Below are 20,153 nucleotides of genomic sequence, written 5' to 3'. Positions count from 1 at the left end.
CGATCTAGTTTGATCGATACGCCTCAAGACAAATACAGGATCAGCATCAGGGGCCAAGAGATTCCGATTATAGTTGGAATTCTCACCATATTAGCCACCCTATCCGTATTGTATTTTCAGCGTCAGGTACGCTCAGTTAGCTATCAATACTCCACAAATAAAGTATTCGAAGCATCTTTGCCAGATGTACAATTAACTTATAAAAATGTAATTGCAGATAAGTTGTATATTACCGACATCAAGATTTCCAATACCGGTAATCAGACAATTAAATCTTCGGAAATTATTGAGGGCATATCGATAGGTTTTGGAAAGGTTTGTAGAATATTAGAGGCAAATATCATCGAATCCAATCCAGAAGAAGCGATCTCTGGTTTTTCAGAAAACATTCTTAGCGACAGTTTTTCGGCAAAATTTAAACCGAGCCTGATGAATCCGAAGGACTCTGCAACGATTAGATTCATTACCAAAGACTGCCAGCCAAATGTACAAATTTCAGCACGGATTGAGGGCATCAAAGACATTTCAGGTAAACCCGATAACAGCCGTGATGTTCTAAAGATATTGATGATTTCCATCCCACTACTCACAATACTGCTTGTAATTAGTTTCGGGCAAGACAAAAATAGGTCAGACAAACGAAATAAAATCTCGAAGCTGCGTGAACAGATCCACTACATAGAAAAACATAATCTATTTGACTCTCCAGAAGAGAGGCAGAAAATAGATCAGCACAAGAAGCAAATTAAAAAGTATCAGGAAGATTTGCGCGGAACCCGCTCTTTTAAAGAAAATACCAGCCTAATTGTGATAATATTTCTACTATTCTTTTCTGCAATATCCGCCATTATACTATAACCGATCATTAGCATAACAATAATCAGCGGGCACCATCTTCATCGATAATCTTGCCTGATCGAAAGGGGCTGATTAAAGCATGCTCGCAATTTTCAAGCCGCCCTAACCGTCAAATCCTCCACCGCGCCCACCAGTTCCATCTTCTGCAACCTCTCTGTGATCAAGGATCGGTGGCACTCCTGCGCGTTCGCCTCGTAGCACAGCAGGCACACGCGCTCGCGGGCGGCCAATGCGCCAAGTTCCTCCAGCGCGTCCGTCTGCGTGGCGAGGTGCAGGGTGTACCCGGCCTTCATGGCGGCAAAATCCCTATCCAGCCGGTACATCTTGCGAAGCGTGGGTGGCGTGCCCAGCGAGCGCAGGTGGCGATAGTCGATGCCGCGCTCCGCAAGCGCCAGCCCCAGCGCGGTCTTGCTGTAGCCGGGGCGGCGGCTCTGGGCGCGTTCGCGGGTGTCCACCAGTACGGTGACGCCGTGCGCGGCCAGCGTGTCCAGAAAGGCGTCCATCTGGGCACCTTCATAGCCGATGGTCAGCAGCGTGGGCAGGGCGGTCATGGGGGCAGCGTAACGGGCCGGGCCGGGGGAAACCGTGGCCGGGGTGCCGCCCACAGTGCGGGACAGTCTGCCGCGCCGCGCTCCAGAGTCCGCGCTCTAAACTCTGGGGCATGAGCCTTCTGGAAACCGTCCGGCACGTCGCCCCCTACCTGGAACGCTGGCTGGAATACGGGCGAGACTTTCAGCGCATTCCCGGCGTGCAGGTGGCCGTGCGCGTGGGCGACGAGCTGGCAACGTCGTTCGCGCTGGGGCAGGCCAACGAGGACACCGGCGAGGCGCTGACCACCCGGCACCTGTTCCGCATCGCCTCGCATTCCAAGACCTTCACGGCCACCGCCATCTTTCAACTGGTGGAGGCCGGAAAGCTGCGCCTGGACGACACGGCGGGCCACTGGCTGCCGGAACTGCAAGGCTCATCCGCCGCCGACATGACCGTGCGGGCGCTGCTGGGCCACCAGTCCGGCATCAACCGCGACGGGGCCGACAGCGACTACTGGCAGCAGATGCACGCCTTTCCGGATCGGCAGATATTGCTGGACTTTGCCCGCGCCGAGGCGGTGTTTCCGCAGAACCAGCACTTCAAATACTCCAACATCGGCTACGGCCTGCTGGGCCTGATTGTGGAGGCGGCGAGTGACGAGAGCTACGGCGACTACATCCAGACCCACATCACCGGCCCGCTGGAGCTGAGTGACCTGGGCGCAGAACTGCCCCCCGAGCGCGAGGCCGAGCTGGCCACCGGCCACGGCGCACGCCTGTTTGGCAACGATGCCCGCCGCACGCTGCCGTCCTCCGACACCCGCGCGCTGGCGGCGGCCACCGGCTTCTACGGCACCGCCGAGGCGCTGACCGCCTACTGGGCGCGGCACGCCCTGGGCCGTGACGGTCTGCTCTCGGACGCCTCCAAACGCCTGATGGCGCGGCGCGAGTCAGAAATCACCAAACCCACCCGGCGCGGCTACGGCCTGGGCCTGATTCTGGACGAGATCGGCGGACGCACGCTGGTGGGCCACTCCGGGGGCTTTCCCGGCCACATCACGCAGTCGTGGCTTGATCCCAGGACCGGACTGTCGGTCTCAGTGCTGACCAACACGCTGGGCGGCCCGGCCACCGAATGGGCGGGCAACCTGATCCGTTTAATCGATCTGGCGCACGAGAACGCAGAGAAGACGGCGGACACCGCGCACGATCTGGACTCCTTCACCGGACGCTTTGCCAACGCCTGGGGCCTGTTCGACATCGTGAATCTGGGCGGACGGCTGGTGGCCCTGACCCCGCTGGGTGACCCGTCCGTCAGCGCCGTGCAATTGACCGTGCAGGACGCCAATACCCTGTGCCCGGAACCGGAGGGCGGCTTCGGCTCGGTGGGCGAGGCGTACCACTTCGGGCGCACGGAGAACGGAGAGATCCAGTGGGTGCGCCAGGGCGGCGGGCGCTCCTGGCCGCTGGCGGCGTTCCTGGCGGGAGTGGAATAGCCTTCTCTCCTGCGCGTCAGGGCCACCGCCGAACCCGCCACTACCGAACTGCTGGGCCTCAAGGGGTAACACCCGCCGGGAATGCAGGGTCCGCAGACCGCCCATGAAAACCGGTGCGGACTGTCGCCAGTCACCGCACCGTTTCTCTGCTGAGCATGCCCTGCTGGAAACCCGGTCCTACAGCCCAGCCTCGGCCAGGAAGACGTCCAGTTTCTGCGGGCGAAAGCCGCTGAGGCTGTGGGCCACGTCGCCGCTGACCAGGGTGGGCACGCTGCGTCGGCCCCCGTTAACGCTCATGACGTACTCGGCGGCCTGCTCGTCCTGCTCGATGTTGATTTCCTCGAAGGCCAGCCCCTTGCTGCTCAGGGCGCGCTTGGTGGCGTGGCAGTCGGGGCACCAGGTGGTGGTGTACATCTTGATCATAGGAAACTCCTCCTGTTCGGAAATGGGGTGGCGCGATATTCCGTCCTCGCGGCGGTCTGCCTAGTTTACAAAATAAAGCGGTGACAACAAGTGATCCGGGTAACGCTGGCAGGAGCGTGCCAGAACAACCTCTCCGGACAGCGCAAAACGAAAAACGGCCCACCCCAGGGGCAGGCCGTTTGTGCTGCCGGGCGTTACGCGGAGGCGGGGGCCTCGGCGGGCGCGTCCGTCCTGGCGTCCGTGGCCGGGGCCTCGGCCTGCGGGGCTTCGGACGCGGCGGCGGGCTGGGCCTGAGCAGGCTGCGACTGGGCAGGCTGGGCCGGGGTGGCCGCACCATCGCTGTCGTCGTCGCCGCGCTCCTTCTTGGGGGCGGGCGCCACCCTGGGGGTCATGATCATGTTCATGTCCATGCCCATCATGCTGGGGTTGCTTTCCGGCACGCCGATGTCGGCCAGGGTCTCGGCCACGCGCACCAGGATGCGTTCGCCCAGTTCCGGGTGGGTGCGCTCGCGGCCACGGAACATGATGGTGACCTTGACCTTGTGGCCGTCTTCCAGGAAGCGGCGCACATGCCCGGTCTTGGTCTTGAAGTCGTGCGCGTCGATCTTGACCCGGAACTTGATGGCCTTGACTTCCTGACCACGCGCACGCTTGCGGTTTTCTCGTTCGTTCTGCTGCTGCTCGTAGCGGAAGCGGCCATAATCGAGCAGGCGACACACGGGCGGCACGGCCTGCGGACTGACCATCACCAGGTCCAGCCCCGCCTCACGCGCCATGTTCATCGCATCGCGCGTGTCGATAATGCCCACCTGCTCGCCTTCCCCGCCGATCAGACGAATCTGCCGGACGCGAATCTGCTCATTGACCTTGTGATCTTTCGCTATGTTCATCACCTCCGCACGCCCCCTGCACGCTGGCAGGCTGGGCGGCTGCACCCGCATTCACGTTCAAAGCTGTGGCGGGCAAACATGTCAGTTTACCACGCCCGCCCCGCCCGCTTCTGTGGGCATGAACTTTGTTGCAACGCAGGCCGCCCGCAGGGACCACCCGGCCGTTTCTGCCATGCTCCGGTGATGAGCGGCCCTTTTCCCACTGCCACCCCCCCCGCCCACACCCACCACTTCGGCCCCCTGCGCGCCCGTGACCCCGACCTGGAGGTGCTGCTGACCGACGGCCTGGGCGGTTTCGCGCTGTCCAGCGTGGCCGGGGTGCCGACGCGCTGCTACTCGGGGCTGGTGGTCAGCCAGCAGCCGCCGGTGCAGCGCTTCACGCATCTGGTGTCGCCGCTGGAGGTGCTGACGGTGGGCGGGCAGCGCCACACCCTGCATGCCCTGGAACTGGCGCCGGGTGTGTTCGAGGGGCGCGGGCTGGAGGTCCTGAGCGGCGTGACCCTGCGTGACCTGCTGCCCGAACGGGTGCAGCAGGTGGCCGGCGTGCGGCTGACGCGGCAGATGGTCAGTCCGGCCCACGCGGGCGCGGCAGTCTACCTGTACACGGTGGAGGCGCGGGAGGCGGTCACGCTGACGCTGGGCGGCTACTTCGTGAACCGCGACATGCACCACGTCCACACCGGAGCGCCCGACCTGGAATTCAGGGCAGAGGGTTCACAGGTCACGGTGCGCGGCGAGCGGACCACGCGGCTGCGGCTGCACCTGCCGGAAGCGCCGCACGCCACAGACGCACAGCTCACGGCCCTGCCCCCCCGGCCCTTTCCCCAGCGCGTGTACTACCGCCACGACGCGGCGCGCGGCGAACCCGATCACGACCACGCGCTGGGCGCGGCGCTGTGGGAGGTGGCCTTCCCGGCAGGCGGCGGACAGGTGGCGCTGGTGGTCCAGGGAATAGCAGGCACCACGCCCGAGATCCCCGATCCCTGGCTGGCCCACGCGCAGGAGGCCGCCCGCCGCCGTGACCTGGCAGAGCGGGCGCAGCGGACCTGCGGGGTGGCCGACGGGCTGGTGGCGACGCTGGCGGTGGCGGCCGACGCCTATCTGGTCCGCCGCAGCAGCCCGGCAGGGGCAGGCACCAGCGTCATCGCGGGCTACCCGTGGTTCGCCGACTGGGGCCGCGACGCCATGATCTCGCTGACCGGCCTGACCCTGCTCACGGGCCGCCTGACCGAGGCCCGTGACCTGCTGCACACCTTCCTGACCACCCTGCGGCGCGGTCTGATTCCCAACCACTTTCACGAGGACGGCCAGGGCGCGGGCTACAACACGGTGGACGGAGCGCTGTGGCTGGCGGTGGCGCTGGAACGGTACGTGACCGCCAGCGGCGATCTGGAGTTTGCACGCGCCGCGCTGCCCCGGCTGCGCGAATTGCTGGACTGGCATGTGCGCGGCACCGATCACGGCATCCGTGCCGATCCGGCAGACGGCCTGCTGCTGGCTGGGGAAGCGGGCGTGCAACTGACCTGGATGGACGTGAAGATCGCGGACTGGGTGGTCACGCCCCGCCACGGCAAGCCGGTAGAGATTCAGGGGCTGTGGCTCGCGGCGCTGGGCGCGGAGACGCGGCTCTCGGGGGTGCTGGGCGAACCGCCAGCCTTTGCCGCAGCGCAGGCACAGGCCCGCCGCAGCTTCGGGCAGTTCTGGAACGGCCAGCAGTTCGCCGACGTGTTGGGGCCGGACGGCATCCTGGACCCCAGCGTGCGCCCCAACGCCGCGCTGGCCCTGGCACTGCCGGACACGCCCGCCACCCCCGCGCAGGTGGAGGCCGCCGTCCGGCAGACCGGGGCCGAACTGCAGACGCCGCTGGGCCTGCACACCCTCGCGCCGCAGGACCCGCGCTACCGGGGCAACTACGGCGGCCCGCAGGTGCTGCGCGACGCCGCATACCACCAGGGTACCGTGTGGCCCTGGCCGCTGACCGCGCACCTGGAACTGCTGCTGTCGCGCGGCGAGGTGACCCCGGCTCGCGCCGCACTGGGCGGCCTGAGCGGCCACGTCTGGGAGGCGGGCGTCGGCCACGTCTCGGAGGTGTTCAGCGGCGACGCGCTGCTGCCGGGCGGCTGCCCCTTCCAGGCCTGGAGCGTGGCCGAGATGCTGCGCGGGCACGCACTGGTCTCGCAGGCTGAGGCCGGGCAGGCCAGGACCCGAAAGTCGGGCTAAACCGCGTCTCAGGGCCAGTTCCCGCCAGACCCCCTGCACACTTATGGCTAGACACCTGAACTTGACGTACACCAGACACTAACCCTAGCATCGTCGGTATGATCCGCCTTGCCCTGCCCCCACAAGCCACGCAGGTGGGACTGGCGGTGGACGTTGCGGCATTTGCCATGCACGGCGGCGAGTTGCGCGTCCTGCTGGTACAGCGCGGCGAGTTGCCACACGCGCGGGACTGGGCGCTGCCCGGCGGCTTCGTGCAGCCCGGCGAGGAACTGCACGAGGCGGCCCTGCGCGAACTGCGGACCGAGACCACCGTGCAGCTCGAACCGCGCCACCTGGAGCAGTTCTACACCTTCGGCGAGGTGGGCCGTGACCCCCGTGGCCGCATCGTGAGCGTGGCGCATCTGGCGGTGCTGCCGCACGGCACGGTGAGCGTCAGCGGCGGCGGCCACACCCTGGGCGCGGAGTGGCTCAGCGCCCACCACCCGCCCCGCCTCGCCTTCGATCACCAGACGATCCTGACGCGGGCGCTGCTGCGCCTGCAACTGCGGCTGGAGTACGCCAATCTGGCGCTGGAATTCCTGCCCGATACCTTTACCCTGCCGGAACTGCAGGGCGTGTACGAGGCGATCCTCAACCGCCAGCTGGACAAGCGCAACTTCCGCAAACGCCTGCTGGCCCAGGGCATCCTGACCCCCAGCGGCGAGCGGCGCAGCGGCGTGGGCCGGCCCGCGCAGGTGTACCGGCGGGCCAAGAACGTGCGGGTGGCGGCGTTGTAACGGGACCATCAACCCCCGTAGCTGGCCCACACCCGCTGCAATCCCTGCCGCAGCCCGATGCGTTGCGCGGGCAACTCAGCCAGAATGACGGGCTGCAATCCACGTTCCTCAAGTCCATCCAGCAAAAGCTTCAGCAGTTCGGGGGTGACCGCCGGGCCGTCGTGCAGCAGCACCACACTGCCGGAACGGACGCGGGCCAGGGCCTGCGCCGCCAGCGTGGCCGCGTCGGCCCCCGTCCAGTCGCGGCCCTCCACGTCCCACAGGACGATCTGCCGCCGGGCCAGCCGCGCCAGCACGCGGGTCAACGGGCTGTGGCCCCCGTAGGGCGGGCGGTACAGCAGCGGCCCCGGTGCCGCGGCGCGGGGATGCCACCGCAGCTGCGCCCACTCGCGCCACGGTGTCAGCAGCAGCGCGTGGCGGTGCCAGCGCCCGTGTGCCTCCAGCTGGTGGGTACCCTCCAGCAGCGTCCGCAACAGGGCGGGATGGGCCGCGCAGGCCGGCGCGGTGACGAAGAAGGTGGCGCGGGCACCGTGCCGGGCCAGCACCGCGAGCAGCTCCGGCGTGCGCGACGAGGGCCCATCGTCGAAGGTCAGCGCGACCCGGCCTGAGGCACGGGGGCCACGGCCCAGCGCCCCCCAGCCGGCGGCGCGGCCCAGCACGTCAGCCACCAGCGCGGCCCCCAGCAGCCCCAGCGTAGAGGCCAGCAGGAACCGTACCGGGAACCGCCCGCAACCAGCTCCCCTGCCCACGGTCTACGCCCGGCTCTCCAGCGCCGTTTCGTCGGGCCGGGTGGTCAGCAGGTGCCGGAACAGCACGTAGCCCAGCGCGGTCAGCAGCGACAGGCACGCGCCGGTGATGAACGGCCCGGTCGGTCCCAACAGGCGGTAGGCCAGGGCTCCCAGCAGCGGCCCCAGCGAGGTACCCACGTTCTCCACGGTCATCAGGGCCCCCCAGGCGGCGGGGCGCTCGGCCTCGGGCAGGCGGCCGGTGACCAGCGCGGCCCAGCCGGGCATGATAAAGGCGTAGCCCAGGCCCACCAGCGCGGCCAGAACGAACAGCGCCCACATCGGCGGCGTGGTCGCAATGCCGCCCAGGCCCAGCGCCAGCAGCGTGAAGCCCAGCGTGACCGCCAGCCGGGCGCGGCCCCCGTCGGCCACCCGGCCGGTCAGCGGCAGGCTGCCGAAGGCCACGGCCCCGCCGGTGCCCAGCAGCGCCACCATGCCCCAGTACGTCAGACCCAGATCGCGGTACAGCGTGAACAGCAGCGGCCCCAGCAGGGTCATGGTCAGGGTCTGCATGAAGGCCGCCGGAAACAGCGGGGCCAGGGCACCCAGCGCCGTCTTTAGCCGGGCCCGCCGGTCCGGCGGGCGGTCGGCGGCGGCGCGGCGCAACCGGTCCGGGACGAACAGGGCTGCCAGCAGCGCCGTGGCCAGCACCGACAGCATGATGGTGAACACCACGGCGCGTGGGCGTTCGGCCAGCGCTCCCAGCAGCAGGAACCCGCCGCCGATCAACGGCATCACGCCCAGGCTCATGGCCGTGACCGCGCGGCCCTTGTGGGTGTCCCGGGTGGCGTCGGCGGTCAGGTTCATGGCCCCCGGCCACATGGCGCTGAACCCGATGCCGTGCAGCGCCGCCGCCAGCAGCAGCGTCCACGCGGTGTGTGAGGCGGCCATCCCAGCCAGCGCCAGCAGCGAGAGGGCCGCCCCCGCAAACATCACCGTCCGCGCCCCGAAGCGGCTGATCATGGCCCCGGCCGGGCCACGCATGGCCGTGTCCGTGATGAAGTGCAGGGTAAAGGCCGTGGCGGCCACCGCCACCGCGTCGGTCCGGGGCAGGCCCAGCAGCGTGCCGGTGGCCTGCGGCAGGTACGCCCCGTACAGCCCGCTGCGGACGAACTCCGAACACGCCAGCACCAGCGCCGCCACCAGCAGACCCGGTAGGGTGCCGGGTTTGACAGGCAGGCGGTCCTGCCAGGAGGTCACGGCGCCCATCGCCCGGTCCCCGCACCCCGGCAGCTCGCCGCACTCCCTCCATCAGGAAACCGGCCTGCGCCTGCTAGCCTGGGGCCGTGTCCGATTTCTCGGTGATCATTCCGGCCCGCAATGAGGCGGCGTACCTGCCCCTGACCCTGCGGGCGCTGGAGGCGCAGCACAAGGCCCCCGCCGAGGTGATCGTGGTGGACAACGGCAGCACCGATGGCACGCCCGACGTGGCGCGGGCCTGGGGCGCGCGGGTGCTGCACTGCACGCAGCCGGGCGTGGCCCGCGCCCGGCAGTGGGGCCTGGAGGCCGCCCGCACCGACTGGGTGGCCACCACCGACGCGGACTCGTTGCCCAGCCCGCAGTGGCTGCAACGCCTGGACGCCGCCGCGCCGCGCCGGGTGGCCCTGTACGGTCCAATGGGCTTTTGTGGCGTGGCCCCGCACTGGAGCTGGCTGTCGCAGCAGGCCTACAGCGGCTTTCTGCACGGCTGCCGGGTGGTGGGCAAGCCCAATCTGGCCGGGGCCAACATGGCGTTCTCGCGTCAGGCGGCGCTGCTGGCCGGCGGGTACCCGGAGGTCGAGGCCTACGAGGACGTGATGCTGGGCCAGGCCCTGGCCCAGCTGGGCACGGTGGCCTACGTGCCGGGCGCGCTGGTGCAGACCAGTGCCCGCCGCCTGGACCGGGGCGCGCTGCCCTTCGCGTGGCAGCACCTGCGCAACATCACCGGTCATACGCGAGGGTACTTTGATTCGGAACACCCAGACCCGCCGCGTTAAGACCAGCGGAGCCCAGCCCGGCCTCTGAAGAAAAGGGCACGTCGCGCGGCATGCCCAGCGCAGCGGCGTACACGTCCAGCACCCGCGCCGCCACGCCCGCCGGGCAGTTGCCCGAGGCGAACTCCCGCGCCCCGGCGGACAGGCGGCCCCACAGCGCCGCGTCGCCCAGAATGGCGCGGGCGTGGTGGACCAGGGCGTTCACGTCCGCCGGGGCCACCAGATAGCCGCTGCGCTCGTGGGCCACGCTGCTCAGGGTGCCGCGGGCGCCCACGGCCACCACAGGCACGCCCATCAGCTCGGCCTCCTGCAACACCAGCCCCTGGGTCTCGGTGTCGCTGGCAAACAGAAACAGTTCGGCCATGCGGTAATACGCGCCGATCTCGGTCCAGGGCTTGACCCCCAGAAAGCTCACGCGGCCCTCGATGCCCAGGCGGCGGGCGTGCGCTTCCAGATGCACGCGCTCCGGCCCCTCGCCCAGCAGCACCAGATGGGTGTCGGGCAGCTCGGCCACCGTGTCCAGCACGTGATCAAAGCGTTTCTCGCGGGCCAGCCGGCCCACGCTGAGCAGCCGGCGCTTGCCCGCGGGCCAGGGGTTCTCAATCGGCGGCGCGGCGTTCAGCACAGCGGGATCGATGGCGGTGGGAATCACCACCGGGTTGCGGACCCGCATGGCGTGCAGCACGTCCAGCACCCCGGCGGTGGGCGTGATCACGGCGTCGGCGCGACCGTACAGCAGACCCATGATGCGGGTGACGGCCCCGGTGTGGCGCTGCAGGGCGGTCATGCCCGGCACGTAATGGGTGTACGCCTCGATGTGGGTGTGGTACGTCGCCACGTGCGGCACGTTCCATTTGCGGGCCAGCCGCGCCCCCGCCAGCCCTAGCGTCAGTGGGGTGTGCGTGTGCACCACGTCGTACTTCTGCTCGAAATCCTTGCGGGTGGGCCACGCCAGCCGGTAGGTGGGCAGGAACATGTAGCTCACGCTGGGCACCCGCCGCACGTCGGTCCGGGTGTCCACATTGCCGGGGAAGTCGGGGGCCACCACGTCGACGTGGTGGCCCTGCGCCCTCAACTCGTCGCTCAGCAGGCCCACACTGGTCACGATGCCGTTCTGATCGGGCAGGAAGGTGTCGGTAAACAGGCCGATTCTGAGCGGTCTCATCGGTTCCCGCCAGGAGACGTGCATTCCGGGATGGTCCAGCCTGCGGAGAAGGGAGAGGTCTGAGGCATCGCTAGACAGGAGCATACGACGCCGGGGATGAGAGGGTCGTCAATCTTTGGTGTGGCGCGGCCTCACCCGGCTGGCCCGGACCCGCTACATTCGGGAGATGCGCCGCCTGCCGTCCCGCCTGCTTGCCGCCCAGTTGCGCGCCGGGGCCTACGGCGCGTGGGAGGGCGGAAATCCCGGCGCTCCTGAAGTGGGCGTGACGGTTCCCATTCACAGCAGGCTGGCCCTGGAAGGCGTGCTGGCCGGGGCACTGGAGGCGTCAGCCACGGTAACCCTGCTGGTCTCCCCCGCCCTGGCCCTCCTGGCACCAGACGCCCTCCACGCCGCCACGCAGGCCGGGCACGAGATCGCCGGGGCGGGCCAGCCGGACCTGCCCAGCGCCCTGGAGGCCGCCTCAGCCCAGCTGGTCCAGAGCTGGGCCGCCGACGGTCTGGACCGCGCCAGCCTGCGCCGGCTGGCCGCGCAGGGCCTTCGCCCGCTGCCGTTCCCGCTGGGCACGCCGCAGCCGGGGCAAACCGTGCGCGTGCAGCCGGAACACCTGGGCGAACAGTTGCGGCACCTGCGGGCGCTGGGTTACCGGCCCGTTCCGGTACGCGACGTGCCGGGTCTGCGGCGGGCGGGGCCGCGTGACCTGCTGGTCCACGTTTACACGCAGACCGTGGAGGCGCGGTTTGCCCGCGAGCACGGCGTGATTGATCTGGCCCAGCGGGCTGACGCCGTGATGCGGGTGGCCCCACTGGACCACGCGCCCGCCCCACTGCCGTTGCCGCACGGTGCGCCCACCGCCGAGCTGCATCTGCACTCGCCGCGCATCGTGGGGCTGGCCGGACGGGGTGCGCTGACCGCCTACCGCGCTTACCTCCGCAGCCTGAAAGACGTGGCCGCCGCCATGAAAACCCGGCCCGAATTGCAGGAGGCGCAGGCGGTGTTTGCCGTGACCCTGTTTCACGCGCCGCTGGAACAGGGGGGCTTCACGCTGCTGCCGCTGCCCCCGGCCCGCGCCCGCCTGTACGGTCTGGGCTTCCGGGTGCTGCGCGCCGTGTACGGCACCGCCCGCCCGCCCAGCGAGGGAGAGCCGAAGATGGCGTGGATGACCCGCGAGGCGTTTCTGGCGAAGTACGGGTGAGCCGGGAGGGCTGCTTGCCGCGCCCGGATGATGCTCACGGGTCATCGCAATCTGGGACGAGCGGGCAGTGGGGCCGCCCCCTATAGTTTCGGGCATGCAGACTGTGGCCCAGACGCTCCTCAACCACCGTTCCATCCGGCAGTTCAAACCCGATGAAATTCCCCAGGCCACCCTCGACGAGGTGCTGCACGAGGCCATCGTGGGCACGTCCTCGTCGGGGAACCTCAACAGCTATTCCATGATCGTGACCCGTGATCCGGCGCGGAAACGGCGGCTGTACGAACTGCACGGCGAGCAGGAATTCGTGCTGCAAGCGCCGCTGGCCATCACCTTCTGCGCCGACTGGCACCGCACGCGGCAGTGGCTGCGGTTGCGGGGGGCGCGGGACAATTTCAACAACTTCCTGGGCTATCAGGTGGCCGCCAACGAGGCGATGCTGATTTCCCAGAGCGTGACGCTGGGCTTCGAGGCGCGCGGCTACGGCATCTGCTACATGGGCACCACGCTGCAGGCCATGGGGGCCATTGCCGAATACCTGAACCTGCCCGAAACCTGCCTGCCCATCACCACCATCGTGGTGGGTGTGCCCGACGAGCAGCCGGAGCGGCGCGAACGCCTGCCGATGCGGGCCTATGTTCATGACGAAACGTACCGGCGCCCCAGCACGGCTGAGCTGGAAGACCTGTACCGGGCGCGCGAGGACAGCGGCTGGCAGCGCTACATGTCCATGCCGCATCTCAGGGCCATGTGCGAGGAGGGCGGCATCACCTCATTGGCGCAGATGTACACCAGTCCCTATAAATATGACCCGGAGGCCTACGCGGCCACCTCACAGCAGGTGCTGGAGGCGCTCAGTGGACGGGGATTCCTGCCGGAGACGCTGATGTCCACTCAGGCAGACGAGGACGTCCCTACCCCGGCAGGCTGAACCGCAGCACTGTCCCCTGCCCCGGCGTGCTGTCCACGTCCAGCTCCCCCCCGGCCAGGGCAACGCGCTCGCGCAGACCGGTGAGGCCCAGATGGCCCTCCTGGGCGCGGGCCTCGGCCTGCTGCAGCGTGAAGCCCTGGCCGTCGTCGCTGATCACCACCTCCACGCCGCCCTTGCCGAAGATCACGCGGATGGCGGCGCTGCCGGCCCCGGCGTGCTTGTCCACGTTGTTCAGCGCCTCCTGTGCCAGCCGGAAGACCGTCAGCTCGGTGGCCGCGCCCAGGCGACGTTCCTGGCCGCCCACCTCCAGGCGGGTGGGGGTCTGTGCCTGTCCGGCCAGCCATTCCAGCGCGGGCAGCAGCCCGAGGTCGTCCAGTACGCTGGGGCGAAGGTTGCGGGCAAAGCGGCGCACGCTGTCCAGGGCGGCGTTCAGGTCCGCCAGAATGTCGTCGGCACGTTCGCGCTGCTCGCCGCTCAACTCACGCGCCAGCCGAGCCACCCGGCGGCCCGAGGCGGTCAGCACCTGCGCGGTGTCGTCGTGCAGCTCGCGGCTGATGCGCCGCCGTTCCTCCTCCTGCGCCTGGGTGAACAGCGACAGGTAGGTGCGCAGCTCGCTCTGGCGCGAGGTGGCGGCCTCCAGCGCCTGCCCGCGCCGGGTGATCTCGTCGGCCAGCGTCTGAAGCTCCGAGAGGTCACGCGCGACAAGCAGCATGCCGGACGCGGGTTCGCCGGCCCCGTTCCCCCTGTCTGCGGGGCCAGCCTGCACCGCGCTCAGGCGCACCTCCAGGCGGTGGGGGCCAATGCCAATCTCGGCGCGGCCCCCGGCGCTGCCGGTGCGGGCGGCGTCCCAGGCGGCGCGCAGGGCGTCGCGGGTGGCCGGGGTGGGCAGAGACAGCAGCCTCGCCCCCACCAGCGGCCCGGTCAGGGGTTCCAGTAACCGGGAGGCGGCGGGATTGGCATACGTTACAGCGCCACCCACATCCGCGCTGAGAATCAGGTCGTGCGCGCCCTCGGCCAGCTGGCGGTAGCGGGCTTCCTCGCGCTCCAGAGCGGACAGCAGCCGCACGCGGGTCAGGGTCTGGGACATCTGATCGGCCACGCTGCGGGCCAGCTGCAGAACGTGGTCGCCGGGCATTTCCGGGCTGGGATCGTCGGCGTACAGGAAACCCAGTGGATGGGCCTCATCGCCCAGCGGCACGATCAGGCCGCTGCCCGCCACCGGCAGGCAGGCGCGGCGTGGCAGGGGCCGGGGGCCGCGCCCCAGCTGCGCTTTCAGCGAGGCCAGCTCCTCCGGTGTGGGCGGGTACAGGTTGAAGGTCGCGCAGCGGGACACCTCGCCCAGGTCATCGGTCAGGGCGATCAGGCCGCGCCCGGCGTTCAGGGCCAGGGTGGTCAGGCGCACGGCCCCGGCCAGCGCGGCGTCGTCCTGGCTCTCTCCCAGCACACGGCCCACGTTCAGCAGCACGGCGGCCTCGCGCTCGCGGCGCAGTTCCTCCTCGTACAGGCGGGCGTTTTCCACCGCCAGGGACGCCTGCGCCGCAAACACGCCGGCCAGCGCCAGATCGTCGTCGTCCAGCGGCAGCGGCGCTTCCCAGTACAGCGTCAGGGTGCCAAAGACCCCGCTGCGGGTGACCAGCGGCAGCCCCAGCACCCCCTTGTACGGGTAGCGGTTCTGCGCCAGCAGCTGCCGCGTGTACCGGCTGCCCCCGCCATAGTGGGCGGTGGCCAGGTCATGTGCGGCCACCAGTTCGCGCCCCTGGGCCGCCCGCCCGGTTACCCCCGCGCCCATCTTGGCGCGCACCCGCAGCACGTACTCGCTGGGCAGGCCCACGGCGCTGCGGATGCTCAGGGTGCGCCCGTCCGGCTGGGCCTCGTACACCGCCGCCGCGTCGGCGTGAAACAGGGTGATGGCGCGCTCCAGCACCCGCGAGAGGGTATCGCCCAGGTGCAGGCTGCCCGCCAGCGCCGCCCCGGCCTCGCGCAGCGCCTCGGCGGCGGCCCGTTTGCGAGTCTCGATGCCGTACAGGCGGGCATTGTCAATCGCCAGCGAGGCCTGCTCGGCCAGCGCCAGCACCAGCCGGGCGTCATCCTCGCTGGCAGTGGCCCCAGGGGTGCGGCTGTCCACGTACAGCACCCCCAGCGGCTGCCCGCGTGCGCTGAGGGGCGCAATCACCGCCGCCTCCGGATTCAGTTCCAGCAGGCCCTGCGCCATCGGCGAGTCGGCGTCCCTGGCCCGCTCGAAGCGGATGGCCTCGCCGCGCCGGATCAGCGTTTCCAGACTGACCGGGCCGACACCCACGCCGCCCGTAAACGCCTCGTCGAAGCCGTGCGAGAACACGTCACCGGTCCTGGCCCCACCCTCGCCGAGCTCGCTGAACAGCGCCACAAAGGCCCGCGAGAAGCCCAGCGCCTGCGCCGCACTCTGGGCCGTGCCGGTCAGCACCTCGGCCAGGTCCAGGCTGCCCCCCAGACGGCGCACCAGCGCCTCCACGGTCTCGGCCACGCGCCCGCGTCCGCGCCGGGCCTCGCGGGCCTGCACGCCTTCCAGCGCCAGCGTCAGCAGCGGCGCCAGCGCCGACAACTCCGCAACCCCCTCCGAACTGGCGCCCACACATTCCAGCACCCCGCAGCCAAAGGGCAGGCAGGTCAGCATCCCCTCTTCCAGCAGATGGCCGCCGTCCACCGCGCGCCGGGCCAGCGTGCCGTCGCTGAGGCCCAGACCGCGTCCCTCCTGGGCCAGCACTTCCAGCCGTCCGCCCGCCTCCTCGGTCACCCACACCTGAACGCCGTGCGCCGCCGTGACCTGGCAGGTGTACTCCGCCAGTGCCGCCGCGAAGGCGCGGGCAGTCTGGGCGGCGGCGAGGGTGGGGGGCAGAGGGGTCATCTCAGGGTTGGGCCGGGGGTTGAAAGAGGGGTCCGCAGGCGCGCTGGCCTCCCGCGCCGCGCTCACAGCATCTTCGGGTCAATCCAGCCGCGCTTGATGCCGTGCAGCACCGCCTCGGTGCGGCTGCCGACGCCCAGCTTGGAAAAGATGTTCGCCAGATGCACCTGCACCGTGCGTGGGCTGATGTCCAGATCGCGGGCAATCTCCTTGTTGGTGCGTCCGGTGGCGGCCACCCGCAGCACCTCCAGTTCGCGCGGGCTCAGGTCATCTTCCGGCGGGGTGGGCTGGGCGGCGGCGCTGAAGCGCTCCAGCACCTTGCGGGCCACGCTGGGGTGCAGCGCACTTTCCCCAGCGGCCACCGCCCGCACCGCGCCCAGCAGATCGTCCTCGCTGGTGTTCTTGAGCAGGTAGCCGGCCGCCCCGGCTTCCAGCAGCGCAAACACGTAGGCGTCGTCGTCGTAGCTGGTCAGCACCAGCACCCCCACGCGCGGCTGCTCGGCCTTGATGGCGCGGGTGGCCTCGATGCCGTTCATGCCGGGCATCGACACGTCCATCAGGATGACATCCGGCCTCAGGGCGCGGGCCTGGGCAATCGCCTCCTCGCCGCTGGCGGCCTCTCCGATCACGTGCAGGTCCGGCTCGCCCTCCAGCAGTTCGCGGGTGCCCTTACGGACCACCGGATGATCGTCCACCAGCAGCAGGGAGATGCGGCGGGACAGGCCCGTTTCAGAGGTGCTGTCGGAGTCGCGGGCAGGGTCAGGCATGGGCGCAGAATATCCGGCCCGGCCCATGACCCCGTCAGAGAAGAGCGGGCCACCCCCGCGAAGGAGGGTGGCCCGCCTGAGACCCAGGGTCCGGCTGCCGGGACTCAGCCCTTGCTCAGGTCCTTCCACAGGGTGCCCGTGGCGAAGCTCAGCATGGGGTTGAAGGTGTCCAGGCCCACCCCCTGAATGTTGTCGCGGTAGGCCAGGATGCCAGGCTGGTTGGGCATGTTGATGTACCACGCCTGATCAATGACCCGCTTGGTGATATTGGAGTACAGCTCGTTGCGCTTCTCGGTGTCAGTGATGCTACGCGCCTCGTTGATCCAGGCGTCGATCTGCTCATCCTTGGCGTTGATGCGCGGGTTGTAGTACCCGTCGGAGCTATAGAAGGTGTGGACGAAGTTGTCCGGGTCGGCGTAGTCGGGGGCCCAGCCGGTCATGACCATCGCCTCGCTGCCCTGGTTGCTGCCCTTGATGATCTCGCTCCACTCCTTGGCCACGATGTTCACGCGGAACTTGGGGTTGATGGACTCGATGTTCTTCTTCAGGATTTCCATGCCGGTCTGGGCAGTGGCGCTGCCCGCACGGTACGACACGTTCACGGTAAAGCCCTTGTCCCACACCTGACCGTCCCAGGCCGTCTTGAAGAATTCGGTGGCGGCCTCAAGGTCGTACGTGGGCGCCTCAACCGAGGTGTCGTAGCCGGGGAAGCTCAGGGGCAGCAGGAAGTTCAGCGGCTCACCCTTGCCCTTCTGCACGTCCTCGATGTACTGCGGGGTGTTGAAGGCGGCCACAAAGCCGCGGCGCACGTCCACGTCGCTGAAGAAGTTGGCCGGAATGCCCTGGCCGTCCAGCTTGCCGCTGCCGATGGCGTCGGTGCCGCTGATCTTCTGGTTCATGCTGATGCCAAAGGCGCTGGTGTTGGGCAGATCGTCCAGAATGGTAATGCCCGGCTTGTCGGCCAGCTGCGCCTCGATGATGGTGCGCCCACCGGTTTCCACGATGTCAGCGTCGCCCTTCTCGAAAGCCTGAAGGCGCGCGGCCTGCTCGGGAATCTTCTGGAGAATCACGTTCTTGATCTTGGCTTTCTCGCCCCAGTAGTCCATGAAGGCGGTGGCGGTGACGGCGGTGGCAGTCTTGTCCAGCAGCTTGTACGCGCCGGTCCCGCTGGGGTCCTGGGACAGCGGGCTGCCCGTGATGTCCTTGCCCACCGCATCTTTCCAGGTGGCCTCGGTGCCGTCCCACTCGCCAATCTCCTTGGCGTGCGCGCTGTCCACAATCGACTGACCCACGTAGGCCAGTTTCGACAGGAAGGCGGGGTCCGCCTTGGGCAGCTTGAAGACCAGGACCTCGCCGTCGCACTGCACGGCGTCGGTGATGCGCTGCCACGTGATGCTGGTGTCGTCGTTGGCGTTGCTGCCGGTGCCCAGCAGGCTCTCCGAGAGGAACCAGTTCCCGCTGTCACTGGTATTGGTCACCAGATTGCGGCGGAAGGTGTACTCGGCGTCCTTGCACTCAAAGGGATTGCCGGTATGGAACTTCACGCCGTCACGCAGGGTGAAGCGGTAGCCCAGGCCGCCCTCCTCCTCAGTCCATTCGGTACCCAGCAGTGGCTTGAGTTCCGACAGACTGTTGCCCTCATAGGTCAGCAGCGTCTCGTACAGGTTCTCCACAACCTGACCACTGGCGGTGTCGTAGGTGGTGCCGGGGTCCAGCGTGGGGATGTCGGCGGACTCCTGTACCACCAGCACGCCGGTAGGCTCGGCAGCAGAGTCCGTTGTCGTGGTGTCGGTTGTGGTGGTCGTGTCTGTTGTGGTTGTCGTAGTGTCGTTGGTCTTGCAGGCCGCCAGACTCAGGGCCAGGGTGGTCAGGAGGGTGGCGCTCAGAATCTTCTTGCCGGTCAGGGGGGAAGTGTGGGTGGACATGAAGGACTCCTTGATAGGGAAAGTGGATAAGGGTGGCGCAGGTGGGAGAAAGACCGTATCCCTGCGCGGGGGCAGTGTTGCCAGGAATGGCAAGGGCACAGAGGAAAGTTCGGGAATGAAAGTTTGGAAATGAAATCTCTATGGAAAACCTTTCTTCAGCAGATCAGCTTAGACAGGACACATGAGAGCGTATTGGCAAGACGGCTAAGGTTTTCTCTGCAGTGGACGGGAGGGATCAGATTCGGGAGTGCTTCACACACGCCATGCGCGCAGGGTGGCGGCGAACTGACCGCTCCAGGCGCAGCTTTCCCTCCAACAGTCCCGGAAAAATGAAAGGGCTCACACAGCCGCCCTTGAGCGCCTTCCTGTAAGATTTCCTAATGACTGTTTCCGCAACTCCCGATTCCTTTTTGCTGCGTGGCACTGCGGCGGGCAACACGCTGCGGCTGGTGGGCATGGAGTCCACCCGCGTGGTGGAAGACGCCCGCGTCAGACACCACCTGAGCAAGACCGCCACCGCCGCGCTGGGGCGCACGTTGACCGCCTCGGCGCTGCTGGCCGTGGTGCTAGGCAAAAAGCCGGACAGCCGCGTGACCGTGCGCGTCGAGGGCGGCGGCCCGTTGGGCTGGATCGTCGCCGAGGGCAGCGCGGGCGGCCAGATTCGCGGCTACGTGCGCGAGCCGGGAGCGGACCTGCCACTGCGCGAATCGGACGGCAAGCTGGATGTGAGCGGGATCGTGGGCACGGCGGGCGAACTGGCGGTCACGCGCCTGCTGGACAACGGCGAACCCTACACCGGCACCATTGAACTGGTGAGCGGTGAGATCGCCGAGGACGTGAGCAGCTACCTGGGCGTCTCCGAGCAGATTCCCAACGCCGTGATGCTGGGCGTCTACGAGGAAGGCGGGCGGGTGGCCCACGCTGGCGGCCTGCTGGTTCAGGCCATGCCCGGCGTGACAGATGAAACGCTGTCTCACCTGGAGGCCAACATCCGCGCGCTGGGCCAGATCACCGACGGCCTGCGCCGGGGCGGGATTCTGGACGTCATGAACCGCGTGACCGAGGGCCTGGGGCTGACCCTGGCTCCCGGCGCGCAGGCCGCCCGCTTCGAGTGCCGCTGCTCGCGCCAGAAGGCCGAGGACAGCCTGAGGTTCTTCGGCGAGGAAGAGCGCCAGGACATGATGGACACAGGCGGCCAGGAAATCGTGTGCCACTGGTGCGGCGAGCGGTACCACATCAGCCCCGCCGAGATCGCCGCGCTGGACGCCCCGCCGGAACGGGCGCGGGCGTAAAACTCCATCACCCCGCCCCCTCCCGCTGCGGAGGGGGCTTTTTTCTACCGTT

At 68.3% G+C, this 20,153-nt stretch carries 17 protein-coding genes; 8 read left to right on the top strand and 9 right to left on the bottom strand.

Annotated features, from left to right (window positions below; genetic code table 11):
- The first annotated feature begins 9 nt into the window (after positions 1 to 9).
- Complete coding sequence (locus IEY31_RS12375) at positions 10 to 858, top strand: hypothetical protein (protein ID WP_188972419.1); 849 nt, start codon at positions 10 to 12, stop codon at positions 856 to 858.
- Between the two features lie 92 nt (positions 859 to 950).
- Here the strand turns inward: IEY31_RS12375 and IEY31_RS12370 are convergent, their stop codons facing one another.
- On the bottom strand, positions 951 to 1,409 hold the full coding sequence (locus tag IEY31_RS12370) for a DUF488 domain-containing protein (RefSeq protein WP_188972417.1): 459 nt from the start codon (positions 1,407 to 1,409) through the stop codon (positions 951 to 953).
- Between the two features lie 110 nt (positions 1,410 to 1,519).
- Here IEY31_RS12370 and IEY31_RS12365 point away from each other — a divergent pair, with 110 nt between their 5' ends.
- Positions 1,520 to 2,884 (top strand): serine hydrolase domain-containing protein, encoded by a 1,365-nt coding sequence (locus IEY31_RS12365; RefSeq protein WP_188972415.1) that lies wholly within the window; start codon positions 1,520 to 1,522, stop codon positions 2,882 to 2,884.
- Positions 2,885 to 3,061: 177 nt separating this feature from the next.
- Here the strand turns inward: IEY31_RS12365 and IEY31_RS12360 are convergent, their stop codons facing one another.
- Both IEY31_RS12360 and infC read right to left on the bottom strand, forming a co-directional pair.
- A complete protein-coding gene (locus tag IEY31_RS12360; protein ID WP_188972413.1) occupies positions 3,062 to 3,307 on the bottom strand; it encodes a glutaredoxin domain-containing protein in 246 nt (81 codons plus the stop codon).
- Positions 3,308 to 3,501: 194 nt separating this feature from the next.
- Positions 3,502 to 4,200 (bottom strand): translation initiation factor IF-3, encoded by a 699-nt coding sequence (gene infC, locus IEY31_RS12355; RefSeq protein WP_188972412.1) that lies wholly within the window; start codon positions 4,198 to 4,200, stop codon positions 3,502 to 3,504.
- Between the two features lie 180 nt (positions 4,201 to 4,380).
- Here infC and IEY31_RS12350 point away from each other — a divergent pair, with 180 nt between their 5' ends.
- Together IEY31_RS12350 and IEY31_RS12345 are read left to right on the top strand one after the other, a co-directional pair.
- Positions 4,381 to 6,417: an amylo-alpha-1,6-glucosidase gene (locus IEY31_RS12350; RefSeq protein ID WP_188972410.1), complete on the top strand. Its 2,037-nt coding sequence runs from the start codon at positions 4,381 to 4,383 to the stop codon at positions 6,415 to 6,417.
- A 98-nt stretch (positions 6,418 to 6,515) separates the two neighbouring features.
- Positions 6,516 to 7,193, top strand: a complete 678-nt coding sequence (locus IEY31_RS12345; RefSeq protein ID WP_188972408.1) for an NUDIX hydrolase — start codon at positions 6,516 to 6,518, stop codon at positions 7,191 to 7,193.
- A gap of 8 nt (positions 7,194 to 7,201) precedes the next feature.
- On the opposite strand, the gene IEY31_RS12340 is transcribed toward IEY31_RS12345, so the two are convergent.
- Together IEY31_RS12340 and IEY31_RS12335 are read right to left on the bottom strand one after the other, a co-directional pair.
- Positions 7,202 to 7,942: a polysaccharide deacetylase family protein gene (locus IEY31_RS12340; RefSeq protein ID WP_229723562.1), complete on the bottom strand. Its 741-nt coding sequence runs from the start codon at positions 7,940 to 7,942 to the stop codon at positions 7,202 to 7,204.
- 3 nt (positions 7,943 to 7,945) lie between these two features.
- The gene (locus tag IEY31_RS12335; protein WP_188972406.1) at positions 7,946 to 9,187 is read right to left on the bottom strand and encodes an MFS transporter; all 1,242 of its coding nucleotides are present in this window, start codon (positions 9,185 to 9,187) and stop codon (positions 7,946 to 7,948) included.
- Between the two features lie 77 nt (positions 9,188 to 9,264).
- Between IEY31_RS12335 and IEY31_RS12330 the strand changes: the two genes are divergently transcribed.
- Positions 9,265 to 9,954 (top strand): glycosyltransferase, encoded by a 690-nt coding sequence (locus IEY31_RS12330; protein ID WP_188972404.1) that lies wholly within the window; start codon positions 9,265 to 9,267, stop codon positions 9,952 to 9,954.
- On the opposite strand, the gene IEY31_RS12325 is transcribed toward IEY31_RS12330, so the two are convergent.
- Positions 9,899 to 11,116 (bottom strand): glycosyltransferase, encoded by a 1,218-nt coding sequence (locus IEY31_RS12325; protein WP_188972402.1) that lies wholly within the window; start codon positions 11,114 to 11,116, stop codon positions 9,899 to 9,901. The two genes, IEY31_RS12330 and IEY31_RS12325, sit on opposite strands and share 56 nt — an antisense overlap.
- Positions 11,117 to 11,282: 166 nt before the next feature.
- Here IEY31_RS12325 and IEY31_RS12320 point away from each other — a divergent pair, with 166 nt between their 5' ends.
- Positions 11,283 to 12,308, top strand: a complete 1,026-nt coding sequence (locus IEY31_RS12320) for a YkoP family protein (RefSeq protein ID WP_188972400.1) — start codon at positions 11,283 to 11,285, stop codon at positions 12,306 to 12,308.
- A gap of 94 nt (positions 12,309 to 12,402) precedes the next feature.
- Positions 12,403 to 13,236 carry a nitroreductase family protein gene (locus IEY31_RS12315; protein WP_188972398.1) on the top strand — a complete coding sequence of 278 codons (834 nt, stop codon included), beginning with the start codon at positions 12,403 to 12,405 and terminating at the stop codon, positions 13,234 to 13,236.
- On the opposite strand, the gene IEY31_RS12310 is transcribed toward IEY31_RS12315, so the two are convergent.
- The 3 genes from IEY31_RS12310 to IEY31_RS12300 all read right to left on the bottom strand — a co-directional run bounded on the left by IEY31_RS12310 (position 13,220) and on the right by IEY31_RS12300 (position 18,809).
- Positions 13,220 to 16,120 (bottom strand): GAF domain-containing protein, encoded by a 2,901-nt coding sequence (locus IEY31_RS12310; protein ID WP_188972396.1) that lies wholly within the window; start codon positions 16,118 to 16,120, stop codon positions 13,220 to 13,222. The two genes, IEY31_RS12315 and IEY31_RS12310, sit on opposite strands and share 17 nt — an antisense overlap.
- A gap of 62 nt (positions 16,121 to 16,182) precedes the next feature.
- The gene (locus IEY31_RS12305; RefSeq protein ID WP_188972394.1) at positions 16,183 to 16,884 is read right to left on the bottom strand and encodes a response regulator; all 702 of its coding nucleotides are present in this window, start codon (positions 16,882 to 16,884) and stop codon (positions 16,183 to 16,185) included.
- Between the two features lie 104 nt (positions 16,885 to 16,988).
- Positions 16,989 to 18,809, bottom strand: a complete 1,821-nt coding sequence (locus IEY31_RS12300; protein ID WP_188972392.1) for an ABC transporter substrate-binding protein — start codon at positions 18,807 to 18,809, stop codon at positions 16,989 to 16,991.
- A gap of 380 nt (positions 18,810 to 19,189) precedes the next feature.
- On the opposite strand from IEY31_RS12300, the gene hslO reads away from it, so the two are divergent.
- Positions 19,190 to 20,101: an Hsp33 family molecular chaperone HslO gene (hslO, locus tag IEY31_RS12295; protein ID WP_188972390.1), complete on the top strand. Its 912-nt coding sequence runs from the start codon at positions 19,190 to 19,192 to the stop codon at positions 20,099 to 20,101.
- Positions 20,102 to 20,153: the final 52 nt, after the last annotated feature.

This window comes from Deinococcus aerolatus (assembly GCF_014647055.1).
Taxonomy (GTDB): domain Bacteria; phylum Deinococcota; class Deinococci; order Deinococcales; family Deinococcaceae; genus Deinococcus; species Deinococcus aerolatus.
Note: the sequence above shows the minus strand (reverse complement) of the source record. Positions and strands in the feature narration are given on the sequence as shown.